We start from the raw sequence: 16,039 nt of genomic DNA on the forward strand, positions 1-16,039 counted from the left end.
AATGGCGCTTTTCTGCGGCCTCGCCCGCAGCAGAGCGAGGCCGGCTGTTTTCATGCCCATTCGAAATCGAAGCTGGCGATGACCGGGACGTGGTCCGATGGTTTTTCCCAGGCGCGCACCTTCTTGTCGATAGCGGTCGTCTGCAACCTGTCTGCCGCTTCGGCGGAAAGCAGGAGATGGTCGATGCGGATTCCATTGTTCTTTGGCCATGCACCCGCCTGATAGTCCCAGAAAGTGTACTGGCCGCCCCGGTCGTCACTTGCCGTCACGGCATCGGTGAGGCCAAGGCCGGCAAGCTTCGTATACGCCTGGCGGGTGGAAGGCAGGAAGAGGGCATCACCCGCCCATGCTGCCGGGTCATGGCAGTCGCCGGGGCGGGGGATCACGTTATAGTCTCCGGCAAGCAGCAGCGGTTCCTCGAACGGCAGAAGCTCCGCCACGTGGCGGGTGAGCCGGTCCATCCAGTTCAGCTTGTAGGGATATTTTTCGCTGTCGACCGGATTTCCGTTCGGCAGGTAGATCGACGCCACGCGGATGACACCGCCCGCTACGCTGTAGACGCCTTCGATGTAGCGTGCCTGCGCATCATCATCGTCGCCCGGCAGTCCGCGGCGCACCTCTTCCGGCTTCTTTTTCGAAAGCAGCGCCACGCCGTTGAAACCCTTCTGGCCGTGCACCTCCACGTGATAGCCGCAGTCTTCGAGCGGCGCTGTGGGAAAGCTCTCGTCGACCGACTTGATCTCCTGCAGGCAGGCGATGTCGGGCTGCTCTGCGGCGAGCCATGCGACAAGATTTTCCTGCCTCGCTTTTATGCCGTTGATGTTCCAAGTGGCTATTTTCATTGATTAAATTCCGGGCCTGTGCCTGTTTTTGAAGCAATGGTCAGCATTGCTGTAAAAATTTGCGGATCGCCTTATGGTTGCCTTTGACAAAATTACAATTCGTATCAAATTGAGGTTGTCGGCTGAGGGGAAGCGCTGATTTTTCCAGCGCAATCATGCCGGATCAACGCGGGGTAAGAAAGCCCCCATGCAAGGACAATCAACATGTCTGTAGAAACCGTCAAAGTCTCACCCGTCGATGAGGTGCTGCCGCTACCGCGGCTTGCTGCCCTCGGCTTCCAGCATGTGCTGGTGATGTATGCCGGGGCAATTGCCGTCCCGCTGATCATCGGCAGGGCACTGAAACTCGCACCGGAAGATGTCGCCTTTCTGATTTCGGCTGACCTTTTCGCCTGCGGCATTGCCACGCTGCTTCAATCCTTCGGCCTGACGCAGTGGTTCGGCGTCAAGCTTCCTGTCATGATGGGCGTTACCTTCGCCTCGGCAGGCCCGATGATCTCGATGGCGAACATGAATGGCGGCCCGGAGGGGGCGCGGATGATCTTCGGTTCGATCATCGGCGCGGGCATTTTCGCGATCCTGGTGGCGCCGGTCATCAGCCGTCTTCTGCGTTTCTTTCCGCCGGTCGTTACCGGCACGATCATCCTGGTAATCGGCGTGACGCTGATGCGGATCGGCATCAACTGGATCTTCGGCAATCCCGTCGGCCCGACGGCGCCAAGCCTCGTGGACCCTGCAAACACAACCTGGCTGAACGATGTGCGCGGCCTCGCCGAAAGCGGCGGCGCCATTCCGCCGGTTCCGGCCAATCTGGCGCTGAGCGCAAACCTGCCGAACCCGGCCTATGCGCCGCTCAGCGGCATCGCGGTGGCGGCGGTCGTGCTGCTCACGATCATCTTTATCGCCCGTTACGCCAAGGGCTTCCTTGCCAATATTTCGGTGCTGATCGGCATCATCGTCGGCGGCGTGGTGGCCGCGCTGATGGGGATGATGTCGTTCTCGAAGGTGGCCAGCGCCGCCTGGTTCGCGCCGGTGATGCCGTTCCATTTCGGCATGCCGATTTTCGATCCGGTTCTGATCATCACCATGTCGGTGATCATGATCGTGGTCATGATCGAATCGACCGGCATGTTCCTGGCGCTGGGGGAAATGACCGGCAAGCCGGTCACGCGGGGCATGCTTGCGGCCGGCCTGCGCACGGATGGTCTCGGAACGCTCATCGGCGGCATTTTCAACACCTTCCCCTATACCAGCTTCTCGCAGAATGTCGGCCTCGTCGGTGTCACCGGGGTGCGCTCGCGCTTCGTCTGCGTTGCCGGCGGCATCATCCTCGTCATTCTGGGGCTCCTGCCGAAGATGGCGGCGCTGGTTGAGTCGCTGCCGACCGTCGTCCTTGGCGGCGGTGGCCTGGTGATGTTCGGCATGGTGGCTGCAACCGGCATCCGGATCCTGTCCGGCGTCGATTTCAAGACCAACCGCAACAACCTGTTCGTGGTCGCGATTGCGCTCGGCTTCGGCATGATCCCGCTGATTGCGCCGAGCTTCAAGCAGTGGATGCCGCATGTCATCCACCCGCTGATCGACTCGGGCATTCTGCTGGCGTCGATCGCCGCCGTGATGCTCAACCTGTTCTTCAATGGCGCCGAAGAGGCCAGCGAAGATGAGATCCGCAGCGCGGCTCTGGCGGCGGAAGGGGGGCATTGAACCTGGTGACCTGACGTGGCCGCAGTCTCTCCCTTGCGCGGAGGGATTGCGCTGCAGGAGGAGAGGCGGGTCCCTCAAACGACAGGAGGGCCCGCCATGTCCGCTGAAAATCAGCCCCATGGACCTGGCCTGCCGACCGATCCAGTCGGGAGGCCACCCATGGTTTACTGCCTTCGTTTTATGCAACTCGCGCATTCCTTGCATGGAATCGATCCTGAACTGCGAACGGCCGCTTGCGTGATTGGCCGCCGTTGAACCATCGCGATGGCGCCCGGCCAACGCGATTTCACCCCACTTTTGAGGTGTTCCCGCAGCGTTTTTGAGTATGACGCTTTTGTGGCACGGATGTTGCTTGGCCATGCTTGTAAGCACGTACGACAAAAGCGGCCTTGGCCGCGGGGGATCATTTCATGTCGGATCAAACTCATATCATTTACAAGCTTCACGATAAGCCCGCGCCGGGTGCATCGTTTCTGGCCGCAATTCAGCATATTCTGGCCAGTATCATCGGGATCGTCACACCCACGCTGATCATCGGCGGGGCGCTCGGACTGGGCGTTCACATGCCTTATCTGCTCGCCATGTCTATGTTCGTTTCCGGCGTCGCAACCTTCATCCAGTGCCGGCGCATCGGCCCGGTCGGTTCCGGCCTGCTCAGCGTCCAGGGCACCAGCTTTGCGTTTCTCGGGGTCATTCTCGCCGCAGGCTTTGCGGTCAAGGGCAGGGGCGGCTCTCCGGAAGACATTCTGGCGATGATCTTCGGACTTTGCCTGGTTGGCTGCCTGGTGGAAATCGTCCTCAGCCAGTTCATCACGCGCATGGGCCGTGTGGTGACGCCGACCGTGACCGGTATCGTGATCACCGTCATCGGGCTCAGCCTCGTGAAGTCGGGCTTTACCGATTTTGCAGGCGGCGCGGGCGCCGGCGATGCGCTGGGCGCGCCGATCAATATCGTTCTCGGCCTCCTGGTCGTTGCAGTCATCATCTTCTTCTCGTTTTCGAAGCAGCCGATGGTCCGCATTGCAGCGATCATGCTCGGCCTTCTGGTCGGCTTCGTGGTGTCGATCTTCTTCGGCATGGTGGATTTTTCGAAGCTCGGCACGCAGCCGCTCTTCGCGATCCCCGTGCCGCTGAAGTTCGGTCTTGATTTCGACCTCGGCCTGTTCATTCCGATCGCTTTCGTCTACCTGATCACCGCGATCGAAACGACGGGTGACCTGACCGCGAACTCGGTGATCTCCGGCGAACCGGTGCAGGGCGAACTCTATATGAAGCGGATCAAGGGCGGCGTGCTGGCAGATGGCATCAATTCCGGCATCGCGGCGCTGTTCTGCACCTTCCCCAACACCACGTTCAGCCAGAATAACGGCGTGATCCAGATGACGGGCGTTGCCAGCCGCCATGTCGGGCTCTACATCGCGGGCATCCTCGTGGTCCTCGGCTTCTTCCCCATTATCGGCGGGGCGTTCCTGCTGGTGCCGAAGCCGGTTCTTGGCGGCGCCACGGTTGTTCTGTTCGGCTCCATCGCGGTTGCCGGGATCAGGATCCTGGCATCCGAGCCGATCGATCACCGCAAGGTATACATCATGGCCGTGTCCTTCGGCCTCGGCCTTGGGGTCACGCTGGTCCCGCAGTCGATGCAGCACATGCCCGATATCATCCAGAAGGTATTTGCAACGCCGATCACACTGTCGGGTATATCGGCCATCCTGCTGTCTCTGCTCATCCCGGAGCGGGCCGGCAAGACGATAGAGGCTTGAGACGACGAGAAGGGGGGCCGCAATCGCGGCCCTCGGCTTTTGAGGGGCGCACAAAAAAGAACACCCCGGCGCAGGGATCTGCCGGGGTGTTCCTGGAGGTCATCGTGAACATGGCAGCCACGGAGAGCAAAAGCCGGTAGACGGCCGACCTTACCCATCCACGATGAAACTTGTTGCGCTCACTGAAGCGCCATGAACACAAGCTAGTCCGAAACTGAGCGTTAGTCAATCAGATGATTAAAATTAGTTTGGACAATTTGCGATCAGCCTGAATTTCTGAAAAGCGTGCGGAAAACACGCCATTTCCTTCTGCTGCCTTAGGCTTCGGGCTCGACCTTCAGGTTGCAAGACGAGAGATCGCAGGCAGCAAATTTCGCACGCGCTAAATTTCAGGAAATGCATATGGGCGGCAAGCGCAGGCCCTTTTCTCCAGGGCGTGTGGCTTTCAAAACATGTAAGATTGAAAATCGGTAAATACGCGTTATGGTCTTGTAATGCTCTCATAGGTAGAGAGCGCAGGTGAAGAAGCTCTGTTTAGGGGAACGGAAAAATGTCCACGGATCAAAAGCCGCTTTTTTACAAGACGCCGCAAGTGTTGCGGTTCGAGGATCATAAGAACCTCGCGCTTGAAAGGAAGCCAGATTTTTCTTTCGCAGCTGGCGCCAACGCGATCCCGCTCGCGCCCAGCGAATTCCTGCCGGCCGTCCGGCATTATCCGATCGTGTTCGTGAAGGGCGGCGGCAAGGTTTCGGCGGTTGCCGTCACGGGGCTGAAGCAAAACCAGAACCTGTTTGTGGATGATGCCGGCGAATGGCGCGCCAATACCTACATTCCGGCCTATGTGCGCCGCTATCCCTTCATTCTCATCCAGTCGGAAGACAAGTCACAGACCGTGCTGGGTTTCGACGAGGACAGCGACCGCATCCAGCCGGCGGAGAAGCTGAAGGAAGGGCAGCCGCTGTTTGCCGAGGATGGCACGGCAGGCGAGGGCACACGGCCGATGATGGAGTTCTGCAACGCATTCCACCAGCAGAGCCTTCAGGGAGAAGATTTCATCAAGGCGCTTCGGGAACACAATCTCCTCGAGGACAAGCAGGTCGACATGGTCTTCCCCGACAAGAGCCGCCACCGGCTTGACGGGCTGTTGACGGTCAATGCCGAGCGGTTCCGCGATCTTCCGGCAAAAACGGTCGAGGAATGGCACAAGAAGGCGTTCACGGATGCCGTCGTGCTCCATCTCGCATCCGCCCAGAACTGGCAAATCCTGCTCGACCTGCAGGAAAAGCTCAGAAGTCCGAAGGCAGCCTGACGGGTTGAAACCGCTTTTTTCGAAGGGATATTTGCAATGAAACTTCTTCTCAAGACTGGCGCAGCACAACTTTGGATTGCGTCTTTCGTATGGTCTGGTGCGGCTCTTGCTGCTGATGACGACGTGATGCCGAGTTCGACCACCGTTGCCTACGGGGACTGGACCCAGAACTGCATGCTCGTTCAGGTGCAGAAGGAGGGCGAGGCCCAGCCAGGCGCGCCGCAGCGGGTCTGCGAAGTCCGCCAGGTGCTGAACGCACAGCAGGAAGGCGGCGAGATGCAGCGGCTGCTGACAGTGGCCGTCGGCAAGCTGCCGGAGAGTGACACGGACAGGCTGGTGATCCAGACGCCCATCAACGTCGCGCTGCGCTCCGGCGTCACCATGCGGCTTGGCGCAACGGCGGACGCTCAGCCGGCCAAGGGCGGGGCCGTCAGCGCCGCGCCTGCTGAAGGCAGTGAGCAGATCCTGCTGACATACATGACCTGCAACCAGTTCTGCATTGCCGAGAAGGAACTAACGCCGGCCCAGATGGATCTGCTGAAGGGGTCGGAAGCAGCGAGCGTCGCCTTCGACATGACCAATGGCCAGGAACTGAGCGTGCCGCTGTCGTTGAAAGGCTTCAAGTCTGCGATCTCGGCAGCAGCGCCGGTCAACTGAGCGGGTTCGCAAAGTAAAAACCCAACCGCTTCCGGATCGGAAGCGGTTGGGCGGTGATCGTGCCGATCGCAAAGCTCGGCGCGCTGCGCGGGCGATCGTCTTGCTGCTTGCGAGGGATGCTCCCGGCTGCCGTCTCTTTCAGACGGGCGCGGGTTCTCCTCGAACGTGAGAACCTCAGATCGAAAAACTGGTCCCGCAGCCGCAGCTTGCCACGGCATTCGGGTTCTGGATCTGGAACGACTGGCCGAGAAGGTTGTCGACGAAGTCGATCTCGGAGCCGGCCATGTAGACCAGCGAGATTTCATCGATCAGCACCTGTGCGTCTCCACGGGTGACGACGATATCGTCGGCCTCTGGGCCTTCCGCGAGATCGAACTTGTAGGAGAAGCCGGAGCATCCGCCACCTTCCACCGTCACCCTGAGGGCCTGCTTGCCCTCTTCCTTGGCGATGATTGCGGCGATCCGTTTGGCGGCCGCTTCCGAAAGCGTCACAGTCTTGGTATCCATCATCCGTCTCCTGAACCCGCTCAGCGGGTCAAAACAGCTGTTTTGCGGCGCGAAGCCTGGCGCGCCTTTCATTGATCATGGAACTTAGTTAAGAACGGCGATGACAGCCGTCAACGGTCTATCTGAAACCGGGTGACTGTATCCATGCCCGCGACAGGAACAAGCATGACAATCGACAAATCGGCATTGGGGTTCGGCGATGTGGCGCACGCACCTTACGCCTGCATCCCATGGGAAAGCCGCGGACGCCTCTACAAGGAACCCGACAGCCTGACGCGCTCTCCCTTCCAGCGCGACCGCGACCGCATCATTCACACGACGGCGTTTCGCCGGCTCAAACACAAGACCCAGGTCTTTATCGCCAATGATGGCGATCATTATCGCACGCGCCTGACCCACACCATCGAGGTGGCCCAGGTCGCCCGTTCGCTCGCCCGCGCGCTGAGGCTGGACGAGGACCTCGCCGAAGGCGTGGCGCTGGTGCATGATTTCGGGCATACCCCCTTCGGCCATACCGGCGAGGATGCGCTCCACGAGAAGATGGAGCCTTATGGCGGCTTTGATCACAACGCCCAGTCGCTCAGGATCGTCACCAGGCTCGAGCGGCGCTATGCTGAATTCGACGGCATCAACCTGACCTGGGAAGCGCTCGAGGGTCTCGTCAAGCACAATGGCCCGCTCCAGGCGGCAGACGGCGAGGGGCTTGGCGGACCGGTGCCGCAGCCGATCCTCGATTATAGCGCCCGCCATGATCTCTGGCTTTCCACCCATGCCAGCATGGAGGCCCAGGTTGCCGCAATCGCCGATGACATCGCCTACAATACCCACGACATCGACGACGGCTTGCGCTCCGGCTACCTGAACTACGAGATGCTCGAAGAGGTGCCGTTTCTGGCCGGCCTGATGCGCGAGGTCAATGATCGCTATCCGGGGCTTGAGGAGGCGCGCTTCACCAACGAGATCATGCGCCGCCAGATCACGGCCATGGTGGAAGACGTGATCGTGGTTGCCCAGGGCAACCTGCGCACGCTCCAGCCGCAATCGGCAGACGAGGTGCGCCACGCCGGCAGGACGCTCGCGACCTTCTCGCCGGAGATGGCCGAGATCGACCGCCAGATCAAGAAACTGCTGTTCAAGCACATCTATCGCCACCCGGACATCATGAGGATCCGCAAGGGCGCGGCGGAGATCGTGACGGATCTGTTCGACGCCTATCTCGCCGATCCGAAGCTGATGGGCATCCATTCATGGAGCGAGGGGATCGAGCGGCTTGAAGAGGCTCAGCTTGCCCGCCACGTCGCGGATTATCTGGCAGGGATGACCGACACCTACGCCTACAACACGCACCGTCAGTTGTTTGACCATACCCCTGAATTGCGGTAGGAGCCCGGCAAACCGCGCCCTTTCAGCCCGCTGCGGCGAATGGAATTTGACATGAATCTTTTTACCGAATTCGAACAGAGACTGAACGACCGGCTGCTGACGATTGCCGAAATTGCCGACAAGGGCGATGCGCTGGACTTTACCCGCATCGTCGTGGAGCCGCCGCGCGATCCAAGCCATGGCGATATCGCCATCAATGCGGCGCTGGTGCTTTCCAAGCCGCTTTCGATGAAGCCGCGTGATCTGGCCGAGAAGATCGTTCAGGCCTTTGCGGGCGACGAGGATATCGACGAGCTTTCGATCGCCGGTCCGGGTTTCATCAATATCCGCTTTTCTGCGCGTTACTGGCAGAACGTGCTCCTTGCGCTGGTGCGCGAGGGCGAGGATTTCGGTCGTGGCGATGTCGGCAAGGGCCGCAAGATCAATGTCGAGTTCGTGTCCGCCAACCCGACCGGGCCGATGCATGTCGGCCATTGCCGCGGCGCCGTGGTCGGCGATGCGCTTGCCAATATTCTCGGCTATGCCGGCTTTGACGTCACCAAGGAATATTACATCAACGATGCCGGCGCGCAGATCGATGTGCTGGCACGGTCCACCTTCCTGCGTTACCGCGAGGCACTGGGCGAGGATATCGGCGCGATCCCGGAAGGGCTCTATCCCGGAGACTATCTCGTTCCGGTCGGCGAAGCGCTGAAGGCCGAATTCGGCCCGTCGCTGCTGAATGTTGCGGAAGAGCAGTGGATGCCGATCGTCAAGGAACGCGCGATCGCCGCGATGATGGAGATGATCCGTGAGGACCTCGCAGCCCTCAACGTGCGCCACGATGTGTTCTTCTCCGAACGTCAGCTGCATGCCGACGATGCGAGCGCGATCCGTTCGGCGATCAACGACCTGACCTTCAAGGGCCATGTCTACAAGGGCACGCTGCCGCCGCCCAAGGGGCAGCTTCCGGAAGACTGGGAAGACCGCGAGCAGACGTTGTTCCGCTCGACGGATGTCGGCGACGATATCGATCGGCCGCTGATCAAGTCGGACGGCAACTATACCTATTTCGCGGCCGACGTTGCCTATTTCCGCGACAAGTACGAGCGCGGCTTTGACGAGATGGTCTACGTCCTCGGCGCCGACCATGGCGGCTATGTGAAGCGGCTCGAGGCAGTGGCAAAGGCTGTGTCCGGCGGCAAGTCCACGCTCACCGTGCTGTTGTGCCAGCTGGTCAAGCTGCTGCGCGATGGCCAGGAAGTGAAGATGTCGAAGCGCTCCGGCAACTTCGTCACGCTCCGCGAAGTGGTGGACGAGGTCGGCAGCGATTCCGTCCGCTTCATGATGCTCTACCGCAAGAGCAGCGAGCAGCTTGATTTCGACTTCGCCAAGGTGACCGAACAGTCCAAGGACAATCCGGTTTTCTACGTGCAGTATGCCCATGCGCGCTGCATGTCGGTGCTGCGTCAGGCCGAAGAGGCATTTCCGGGGCTGGATATTTCGCAAGAAACACTTGAAGATGCGGTCAGGCACGCGACATATGAGCCGGAAGAACTGAAGCTGGTCGCAAAGCTTGCGGAGTATCCGCGTGTTGTCGTTGCAGCAGCGACGATGCGCGAGCCGCATAGACTGGCATTTTATCTCTATGACCTGGCGTCCTCTTTCCACTCCCACTGGAACAAGGGAAAAGAAAAGCAGACGTTACGCTTTATTAATGAGAGTGACCGACAATCGACGATCGCGAAGCTTGGACTTGTGTCTTCCGTCGCCGCCGTGTTGCGTTCCGGGCTCGCTCTGACGGGAACCGACGCGCCGCAGGAAATGCGATAGGTCCGCCCGCATACTCCCATCAGCCACAACGGCGATGGCAGCCTCGGTGGTTTGAAAATGGCAGATAAGAAAAAGCCGGATCACGGCAATGACGGTGCTTTCGAGCTCGACGATCCATTCGCCGAGCTGGCGCGGCTGATCGCCCCGCGCGACGAAGAGCCCGTTTTCGGCCAGACGCCGGAAGTCGCCGACGATCTGACGGACGAGTTGTTGCGCGAGTTCAACTCGTTTCCGGATCCTCAGCGTCCTTCAGAGCCACATGCCGAGACCCACGGCGCTCACCCGGAAAGCGAGCCGCCCTTTGGCGGCGAACAGAGCTATCAATTCGAGGACTTCGAGGCCGTCGAACCGCAGCCCGCATCGATCTGGGACGAACTGCCGGCAGAACCCGTAGGCGAGGAGGAGCCCTCGGACGCGTTCTTCCTGTCTGAGTTGCGTGACACCCTCTCGACCCATGAGCCGCAGCGCGCGCCAGAGCCTTACGAAACGCCTTACGATCAGCCGTATCTGGCAGACGGCGAGCCGGACGATGCCCGCGCTCCCGCCGTTGAACCGGAAGAGGTGTACCTGCCAGATCCGGTTTACACCGCCGATCCGGACTATACCGCTGAAACCGACTATCGGTTCGAGACTGTCGCAGAACAGCCTGCACCCCTGGACGAGCAGGAACTTGACCTCGACCTCGACGAGATTGCGCTCGAGCTTTCGGAAATCGATCTCCCCGATGAAGGCCCCGGTCCGCTTGACGATGTGCCGGAGAGTGGCGCGGACAATGACGACGATTTTGATCCGGCAGCTCTGATTTCGACCGATGAGGTTCCGCAGCCGGTCGATGAACTCGATCTGCCCCGGATGAGCGATGACGAAGTCGTGCCGGTGCGCCCGTCGCCCGACCCCTATGACTTCGATCTTGATGAAGAGCTCGCCGATGTGCTGGCGACCAAGCCTGCGCTTGTCGACCCGTTGCAGGAGCCTGAAGCCGAGTCGGAGACGCTTGAAGAGCCGCTCTATGGCCGCTCCGGCGAGACCGAGGCCTATGAGCGGGCCTTTGCACAGGCGGCCGCGGCCCAGACTGTCTTCCAGCAGAACGCTTCCGCGTATGAAAGCCCGGCCGACGAAGAGTATTTTGAAATCGACGAGCGTGAGCCGCGTCGGTCGATGCTGCCATCCACCTACATGCGGGCAGGGCGGATCGCCCTGATCGCGGGCGGCGTTGTCGTGATCGGTGTGTTGGCCGTCTTCGCGGGCATGCGTTATTTTGCAGGCGGTGCCGGTGGAGAACCGGTGGTGATCACCGCAGACAATTCCAGCTTCAAGGAAGCACCCGAGGATCCGGGTGGAGAGGTCGTTCCCAATCAGGACAATGCCGTTTTCAACGATGTGTCCGGCACCCTTGCCGAGGCGCCGCGTCAGGGCAGCCTGATCGCGTCCGACCAGCAGCCGACGGATGTCGAGACAGTGGCCCCCAATCCGCTGGCAGAAAGCGCCAATGCGGGTGCAAACCAGGCCGTGTCCGGCGGTCTCGAGCCGCGCAAGGTGAGGACGATGATCGTCAGGCCCGATGGCACGCTGGTCGAGCGCGGTGCCGCGAGCCTTTCGCCGTCCTCCTCCCAGACGGCTCAAGATACAGCGTCGGAGAACGGCCAGACCGCAGGCGACCTCGCTTCCGCAGGACAAGCGGATGGCGCGACCTCGCTTGCGCCGCCGACGGGTGAGGCGGCAACGGGCTCAACGGGAGCGACATCTCTGGAGGAGGCGCTCGCCGCCGCAGATGATACTGTCGCTGCCACCGGGACTGCCGAAGAACCGGCGACAACGGAAGAGCCCGCGACCGCCGACGTCCCCGTGGAAGATTTCGGCATTGCCAATGTGCCGGTGCCGACGCGCCGGCCGGCAGGCAGTGCGCCCGCCCGGGTTGCCGCGGCAACGCCGGCTGCGACCGCGACCCAGGCTCCGGCGGCGACTTCTGCGCCGGCAGCCGCCGCTCCGGTCAACACGCAGCCGACATCAGCCTATGCGATGCAGGTGGCCTCGCTGCCCTCGCAGCAGGAGGCAGAACAGGCCTACCGGCGTCTGAGCGCCCAATATCCGGCGATCTTTGGCCGGAGATCGGTGGAAATCGTCCCGGCGGCAATTGCCGGCAAGGGCACGTATTACCGGGTCCGCGTACCGGCTTCGAGCCTGTCGGAAGCACTCTCGCTCTGCGAGAGCTTCAAGGCGCAGGGTGGAAGTTGCTTCGTCCCGCGCTGATTTTGGCCTGAGTGGAGCAATCCCGGCGCTTTTTCCGGTGCCGTGGACAGAAATCTGTGCATGAATGGCGGGCCTTACTCGTTCTTTGGTCCCGTTTTCCTATGATTCGTTCATGACCAACGCCTCAAAAGCCATGATTCTGGGTTGCTCCGGAACGCGTCTCACCGCGGAAGAAAAAGCCTTCTTCCGCGCAGCGCGTCCCTGGGGCTTCATCCTGTTCGGCCGCAATGTCGAAAGTCTGGATCAGGTGAGGGCGCTCACGGCGGAGCTGCGTGAAAGCGTCGGGCGTCATGCGCCGGTGCTGATCGATCAGGAAGGCGGAACCGTGCGCCGCCTGCGCCCGCCGCTTGTACGCGACTATCCGGCCGCCGCTTCGATCGGCAGGCTCTATGAGCGTTCGCCGGTGGACGCCAGGGATGCAGCCTATGCAGCGGGTCGCCTGATGGCCGCCGATCTTGCGTCTGCCGGGATCGACGTCGATTGTGCGCCGGTGCTCGATATACCTCCGGAGCCCGATACCGGTTTCATTGCCAACCGGGCTTTTGGTGCGGAGCCGGAACAGGTCTGCATGCTTGCCCAGGCGATGGCGGATGGGCTGAAAGCGGGCGGCGTGCTGCCGGTCGTCAAGCATATGCCGGGCCATGGTCGCGGGCTTGCCGATTCCCATGTCGCTCTTCCGGTGGTCAAGGAACCGCTCGCCGTTCTGGCCGAGCGCGATTTCCGGCCCTTCCGTGAGATCAAGGGCATCTTGATGGCAATGACCTGCCACGTGCTGTTTACTGCCATCGACAGCGAAAATCCGGCATCGACCTCACCCAGGGTCGTCAGCGACATCATGCGCGGAATGATCGGCTTCGACGGATTGATCATCTCCGATGATATCTCGATGAACGCGCTTGCCGGCACGATCGCCGATCGCGCGCGTGCGGTCGCGGCTGCCGATGTCGACATCATCCTCCACTGCAATGGCAGGATGGCCGAAATGGTGATGGTGGCGGAGGCGGCGCCCACGCTTGGCGGCGCGGCGCTGCTGCGCACCGAGCGCATCGAGACCGCAAGGCCGGTTGCCGACAATGCCGATCTCGATGTGCTGTCGCTGCGCCTCGACAGCCTGCTTCAGGCCGGGAGCTGATCATGCAGGAGAGCTTCTTTCCAGATGCCGTCGAAGTCCGCGCATCCGGCGATGAGGCTCTTTTGATCGATGTCGGCGGCTTTGAAGGGCCGCTCGACCTGCTGCTCCACCTGGCCCGCACCCAGAAGGTGGATCTTGCGCGGATTTCGGTTCTGGCGCTCGCCGAGCAGTATCTCGCCTTCATCGAAAGCGCGCGACGCGTGAGGCTGGAGCTTGCGGCCGACTATCTCGTGATGGCGGCCTGGCTTGCCTATCTGAAATCGCGGCTGCTGATCCCGAAGCGACCCAGCGACCACGAGCCTTCGGGCGAGGACATGGCGGCAACGCTCGCCTTCCGGCTGAAGCGGCTGGAGGCCATGCGCGATGCAGCGAGCCAGCTCGTCAACCGCAACCGTCTGGAACGCGACGTGTTCCGCCGCGGCGCGCCGGAGCATATTCCCGCCGATCCCGGTTCGAGCTACATGGCTTCGCTTTACGATCTCCTCGATGCCTATGCCAATCTGCGCCAGCGCCAGGCGATTACCGAGGTCACCATCGCCAAGCGTCACGTCTGGTCGCTCACGGATGCACGCGAGCTGCTGCAGGGGTTGATCGGCGAGATCGGCGAATGGACGGCGCTTGACCGGTACTTGTTGCGCTATCTTGCCAAGCCGGAAGATCTGCGGACCGCCATTGCGAGCACCTTTGCGGCATCGCTCGAACTGGTGCGGGAAGGGAGCCTCGACCTCAGGCAGGACGAGGCGTTTGCGCCGCTGATGATGCGGCGCGGAAAGGGACGCCCTCAGGACAGGCGCGGAGAGGCCGCTGAATGAGCGCAGATGGCGATGAGACCGGCCCGGGCCCGCAGGCGCTTCTGGAAGCCGAGCGCATCGCCGAAGCACTCGTCTTCGCCTCCGCCGAGCCGGTCAGTGAAGCCTATATTGCCGAGCGTCTGCCCGAGGGGATCGATGTTGCCGACGTCATGGCGAGCCTCGTCGCACTATATGCCAATCGCGGGGTCAATCTCGTGCGCATCGAAGATCACTGGGCCTTCCGCACAGCAGCCGACCTTTCCTTCTTCATCCATCGCGGCGAGCGCGAGGCGCGCAAACTGACGCGCGCGGCCCTCGAAGTGCTCTCGATCATCGCCTACCACCAGCCCGTAACCCGCGCCGAGATCGAGGAAATCCGCGGCGTGCAGACATCCAAGGGCACGCTTGACGTGCTGATGGAGGCGGGCTGGGTGCGTTTTCGCGGTCGCCGCCGCACGCCGGGACGGCCGGTGACGATTGGCACCACGCGCAGTTTCCTCGATCATTTCGGCCTTGAGGAAATCCGCGATCTTCCGGGTCTTGACGAGTTGCGCGGGGCAGGGCTGCTTTCCGGCCGGATACCGCCCGGTTTCCAGATCCCGCTGCCGCTCAACGATGACGAGGATCTGACCGATGACGAGGAGCCGCTGGATGCGGCCGACCTTGAGGACCTGGGTCTTTTGACACCGGGCGGAAAACATGATGAATAATCTCTAGAAAAAACCGTCGACTGGTTGTAGATCGGTGAAAAAATAGTCTGGAGCGGCGATGAATTTTGCCGGACGCCCGATCGGTCAAGGCGGTGAGACCGCGCGGCTCAGTTTCGAAAATATCCGTCACAGTTACGGTCAGGGCGATATTGTCAGGGGTGTGAGCCTCGCCGCTTCGCCGGGCGAGGTTCTGTGCCTGCTTGGCCCGTCCGGCTCGGGAAAGAGCACGCTGCTGCGCATCGCCGCCGGGCTCGAGGTGCCGCAGCACGGCCGCCTGCTGATCGACGGGGTCGAAGTTACTGGCCCGTCGGCCTTCCTGCCGCCGGAACGGCGCGGCGTCGGGTTGATGTTCCAGGATTTCGCACTGTTTCCGCATATGACGGTTGGCGACAATGTCGCCTTCGGGCTCCAGCGGCTGGCGCGGTCGACGCGCCTTGCGGCGGTGGACGAGGCGCTGGCCCGCGTTGGCCTCGACGGTTACCGCGACAAGTATCCCCACATGCTTTCAGGCGGCGAGCAGCAGCGCGTGGCGCTCGCCCGCGCGGTTGCGCCGCGCCCCTCGGTGCTGTTGATGGACGAGCCGTTTTCCGGTCTCGACTCGCGGCTGAAGGATCAGGTGCGCGCCGAAACGCTTTCGGTGCTGCGCGAGACGGGCGCGACGGTCATCATCGTCACGCATGATCCGCAGGAGGCCATGGGGGTCGCCGATCGGATCGCGCTGCTACGTGATGGATGCCTCGTGCAGGTGGGTAGCCCGCGGGCGCTTTTTGCCCGGCCGAAGGATCTTTTTACGGCCGCATTCTTCTCCGAAATCAATCGCTTCGATGCCGACGTTCATGAAGGACATGTGGATACGCCGTTCGGGCGGAGGTCCGTTTTGTCGACGACGGCGGAGGGCCCCGTGACGGTCGCGGTGCGGCCCGGCGATATCCGCCTTTTTGAGGAGGCCACGCTTTCGGCAACACCTGCGGAAGTCATGGAGCGGCGTTTTCTCGGCACAGAGGAGCGGTTCAGGCTGCGCACCGAAGACAGCCGACACATCCTTGAGGCCAGTGCCTCCGCGGGCCAGATCAGCGAAGGCGCCGAGCGGGTTTTCATCGAAGTCGCGGATCAGACGATTTTGGTATTTGAAAATCAACGGCAAACCCCTTACACCAGAGACAACTAAGGAACAGGAGATCT

At 61.6% G+C, this 16,039-nt stretch carries 13 protein-coding genes; 11 read left to right on the forward strand and 2 right to left on the reverse strand.

Features of this window, described 5'->3' with window-relative positions; all coding sequences use genetic code 11:
• Positions 1-50: 50 nt before the first annotated feature.
• The gene (gene xth, locus HPQ62_RS01420) at positions 51-842 is read right to left on the reverse strand and encodes an exodeoxyribonuclease III (protein WP_174800724.1); all 792 of its coding nucleotides are present in this window, start codon (positions 840-842) and stop codon (positions 51-53) included.
• A gap of 204 nt (positions 843-1,046) precedes the next feature.
• On the opposite strand from xth, the gene HPQ62_RS01425 reads away from it, so the two are divergent.
• From HPQ62_RS01425 to HPQ62_RS01440, 4 genes are all read left to right on the forward strand, one after another.
• Positions 1,047-2,546: a nucleobase:cation symporter-2 family protein gene (locus HPQ62_RS01425; RefSeq protein WP_174800725.1), complete on the forward strand. Its 1,500-nt coding sequence runs from the start codon at positions 1,047-1,049 to the stop codon at positions 2,544-2,546.
• A 410-nt stretch (positions 2,547-2,956) separates the two neighbouring features.
• Positions 2,957-4,306, forward strand: coding sequence for a uracil-xanthine permease family protein (locus tag HPQ62_RS01430; protein WP_174800726.1), 1,350 nt, complete (start codon positions 2,957-2,959; stop codon positions 4,304-4,306).
• A gap of 550 nt (positions 4,307-4,856) precedes the next feature.
• Positions 4,857-5,615 (forward strand): SapC family protein, encoded by a 759-nt coding sequence (locus HPQ62_RS01435; protein ID WP_174800727.1) that lies wholly within the window; start codon positions 4,857-4,859, stop codon positions 5,613-5,615.
• Positions 5,616-5,651: 36 nt separating this feature from the next.
• Positions 5,652-6,272, forward strand: a complete 621-nt coding sequence (locus HPQ62_RS01440) for an invasion associated locus B family protein (RefSeq protein WP_206678027.1) — start codon at positions 5,652-5,654, stop codon at positions 6,270-6,272.
• Positions 6,273-6,446: 174 nt separating this feature from the next.
• Here the strand turns inward: HPQ62_RS01440 and erpA are convergent, their stop codons facing one another.
• The gene (gene erpA / locus HPQ62_RS01445; RefSeq protein ID WP_425312581.1) at positions 6,447-6,779 is read right to left on the reverse strand and encodes an iron-sulfur cluster insertion protein ErpA; all 333 of its coding nucleotides are present in this window, start codon (positions 6,777-6,779) and stop codon (positions 6,447-6,449) included.
• A 165-nt stretch (positions 6,780-6,944) separates the two neighbouring features.
• Between erpA and HPQ62_RS01450 the strand changes: the two genes are divergently transcribed.
• From HPQ62_RS01450 to HPQ62_RS01480, 7 genes are all read left to right on the forward strand, one after another.
• The gene (locus HPQ62_RS01450) at positions 6,945-8,162 is read left to right on the forward strand and encodes a deoxyguanosinetriphosphate triphosphohydrolase (protein WP_174800730.1); all 1,218 of its coding nucleotides are present in this window, start codon (positions 6,945-6,947) and stop codon (positions 8,160-8,162) included.
• A 51-nt stretch (positions 8,163-8,213) separates the two neighbouring features.
• Positions 8,214-9,974, forward strand: coding sequence for an arginine--tRNA ligase (argS, locus tag HPQ62_RS01455; RefSeq protein ID WP_174800731.1), 1,761 nt, complete (start codon positions 8,214-8,216; stop codon positions 9,972-9,974).
• A 57-nt stretch (positions 9,975-10,031) separates the two neighbouring features.
• On the forward strand, positions 10,032-12,224 hold the full coding sequence (locus tag HPQ62_RS01460) for an SPOR domain-containing protein (protein WP_174800732.1): 2,193 nt from the start codon (positions 10,032-10,034) through the stop codon (positions 12,222-12,224).
• A gap of 112 nt (positions 12,225-12,336) precedes the next feature.
• Complete coding sequence (gene nagZ / locus HPQ62_RS01465) at positions 12,337-13,356, forward strand: beta-N-acetylhexosaminidase (RefSeq protein WP_244629516.1); 1,020 nt, start codon at positions 12,337-12,339, stop codon at positions 13,354-13,356.
• Positions 13,357-13,358: 2 nt separating this feature from the next.
• Positions 13,359-14,168, forward strand: coding sequence for a segregation and condensation protein A (locus HPQ62_RS01470; protein ID WP_174800733.1), 810 nt, complete (start codon positions 13,359-13,361; stop codon positions 14,166-14,168).
• On the forward strand, positions 14,165-14,857 hold the full coding sequence (scpB, locus tag HPQ62_RS01475) for an SMC-Scp complex subunit ScpB (protein ID WP_174800734.1): 693 nt from the start codon (positions 14,165-14,167) through the stop codon (positions 14,855-14,857). The genes HPQ62_RS01470 and scpB overlap by 4 nt, the downstream gene beginning before the upstream one ends.
• Positions 14,858-14,915: 58 nt before the next feature.
• Entirely contained in the window at positions 14,916-16,025 is a 1,110-nt protein-coding gene (locus tag HPQ62_RS01480; protein ID WP_174800735.1) for an ABC transporter ATP-binding protein, read from the forward strand.
• The last annotated feature ends 14 nt before the right edge of the window (positions 16,026-16,039 follow it).

The sequence above is a fragment of the Martelella limonii genome (assembly GCF_013344475.1).
Taxonomy (GTDB): Bacteria; Pseudomonadota; Alphaproteobacteria; order Rhizobiales; family Rhizobiaceae; genus Martelella; species Martelella limonii.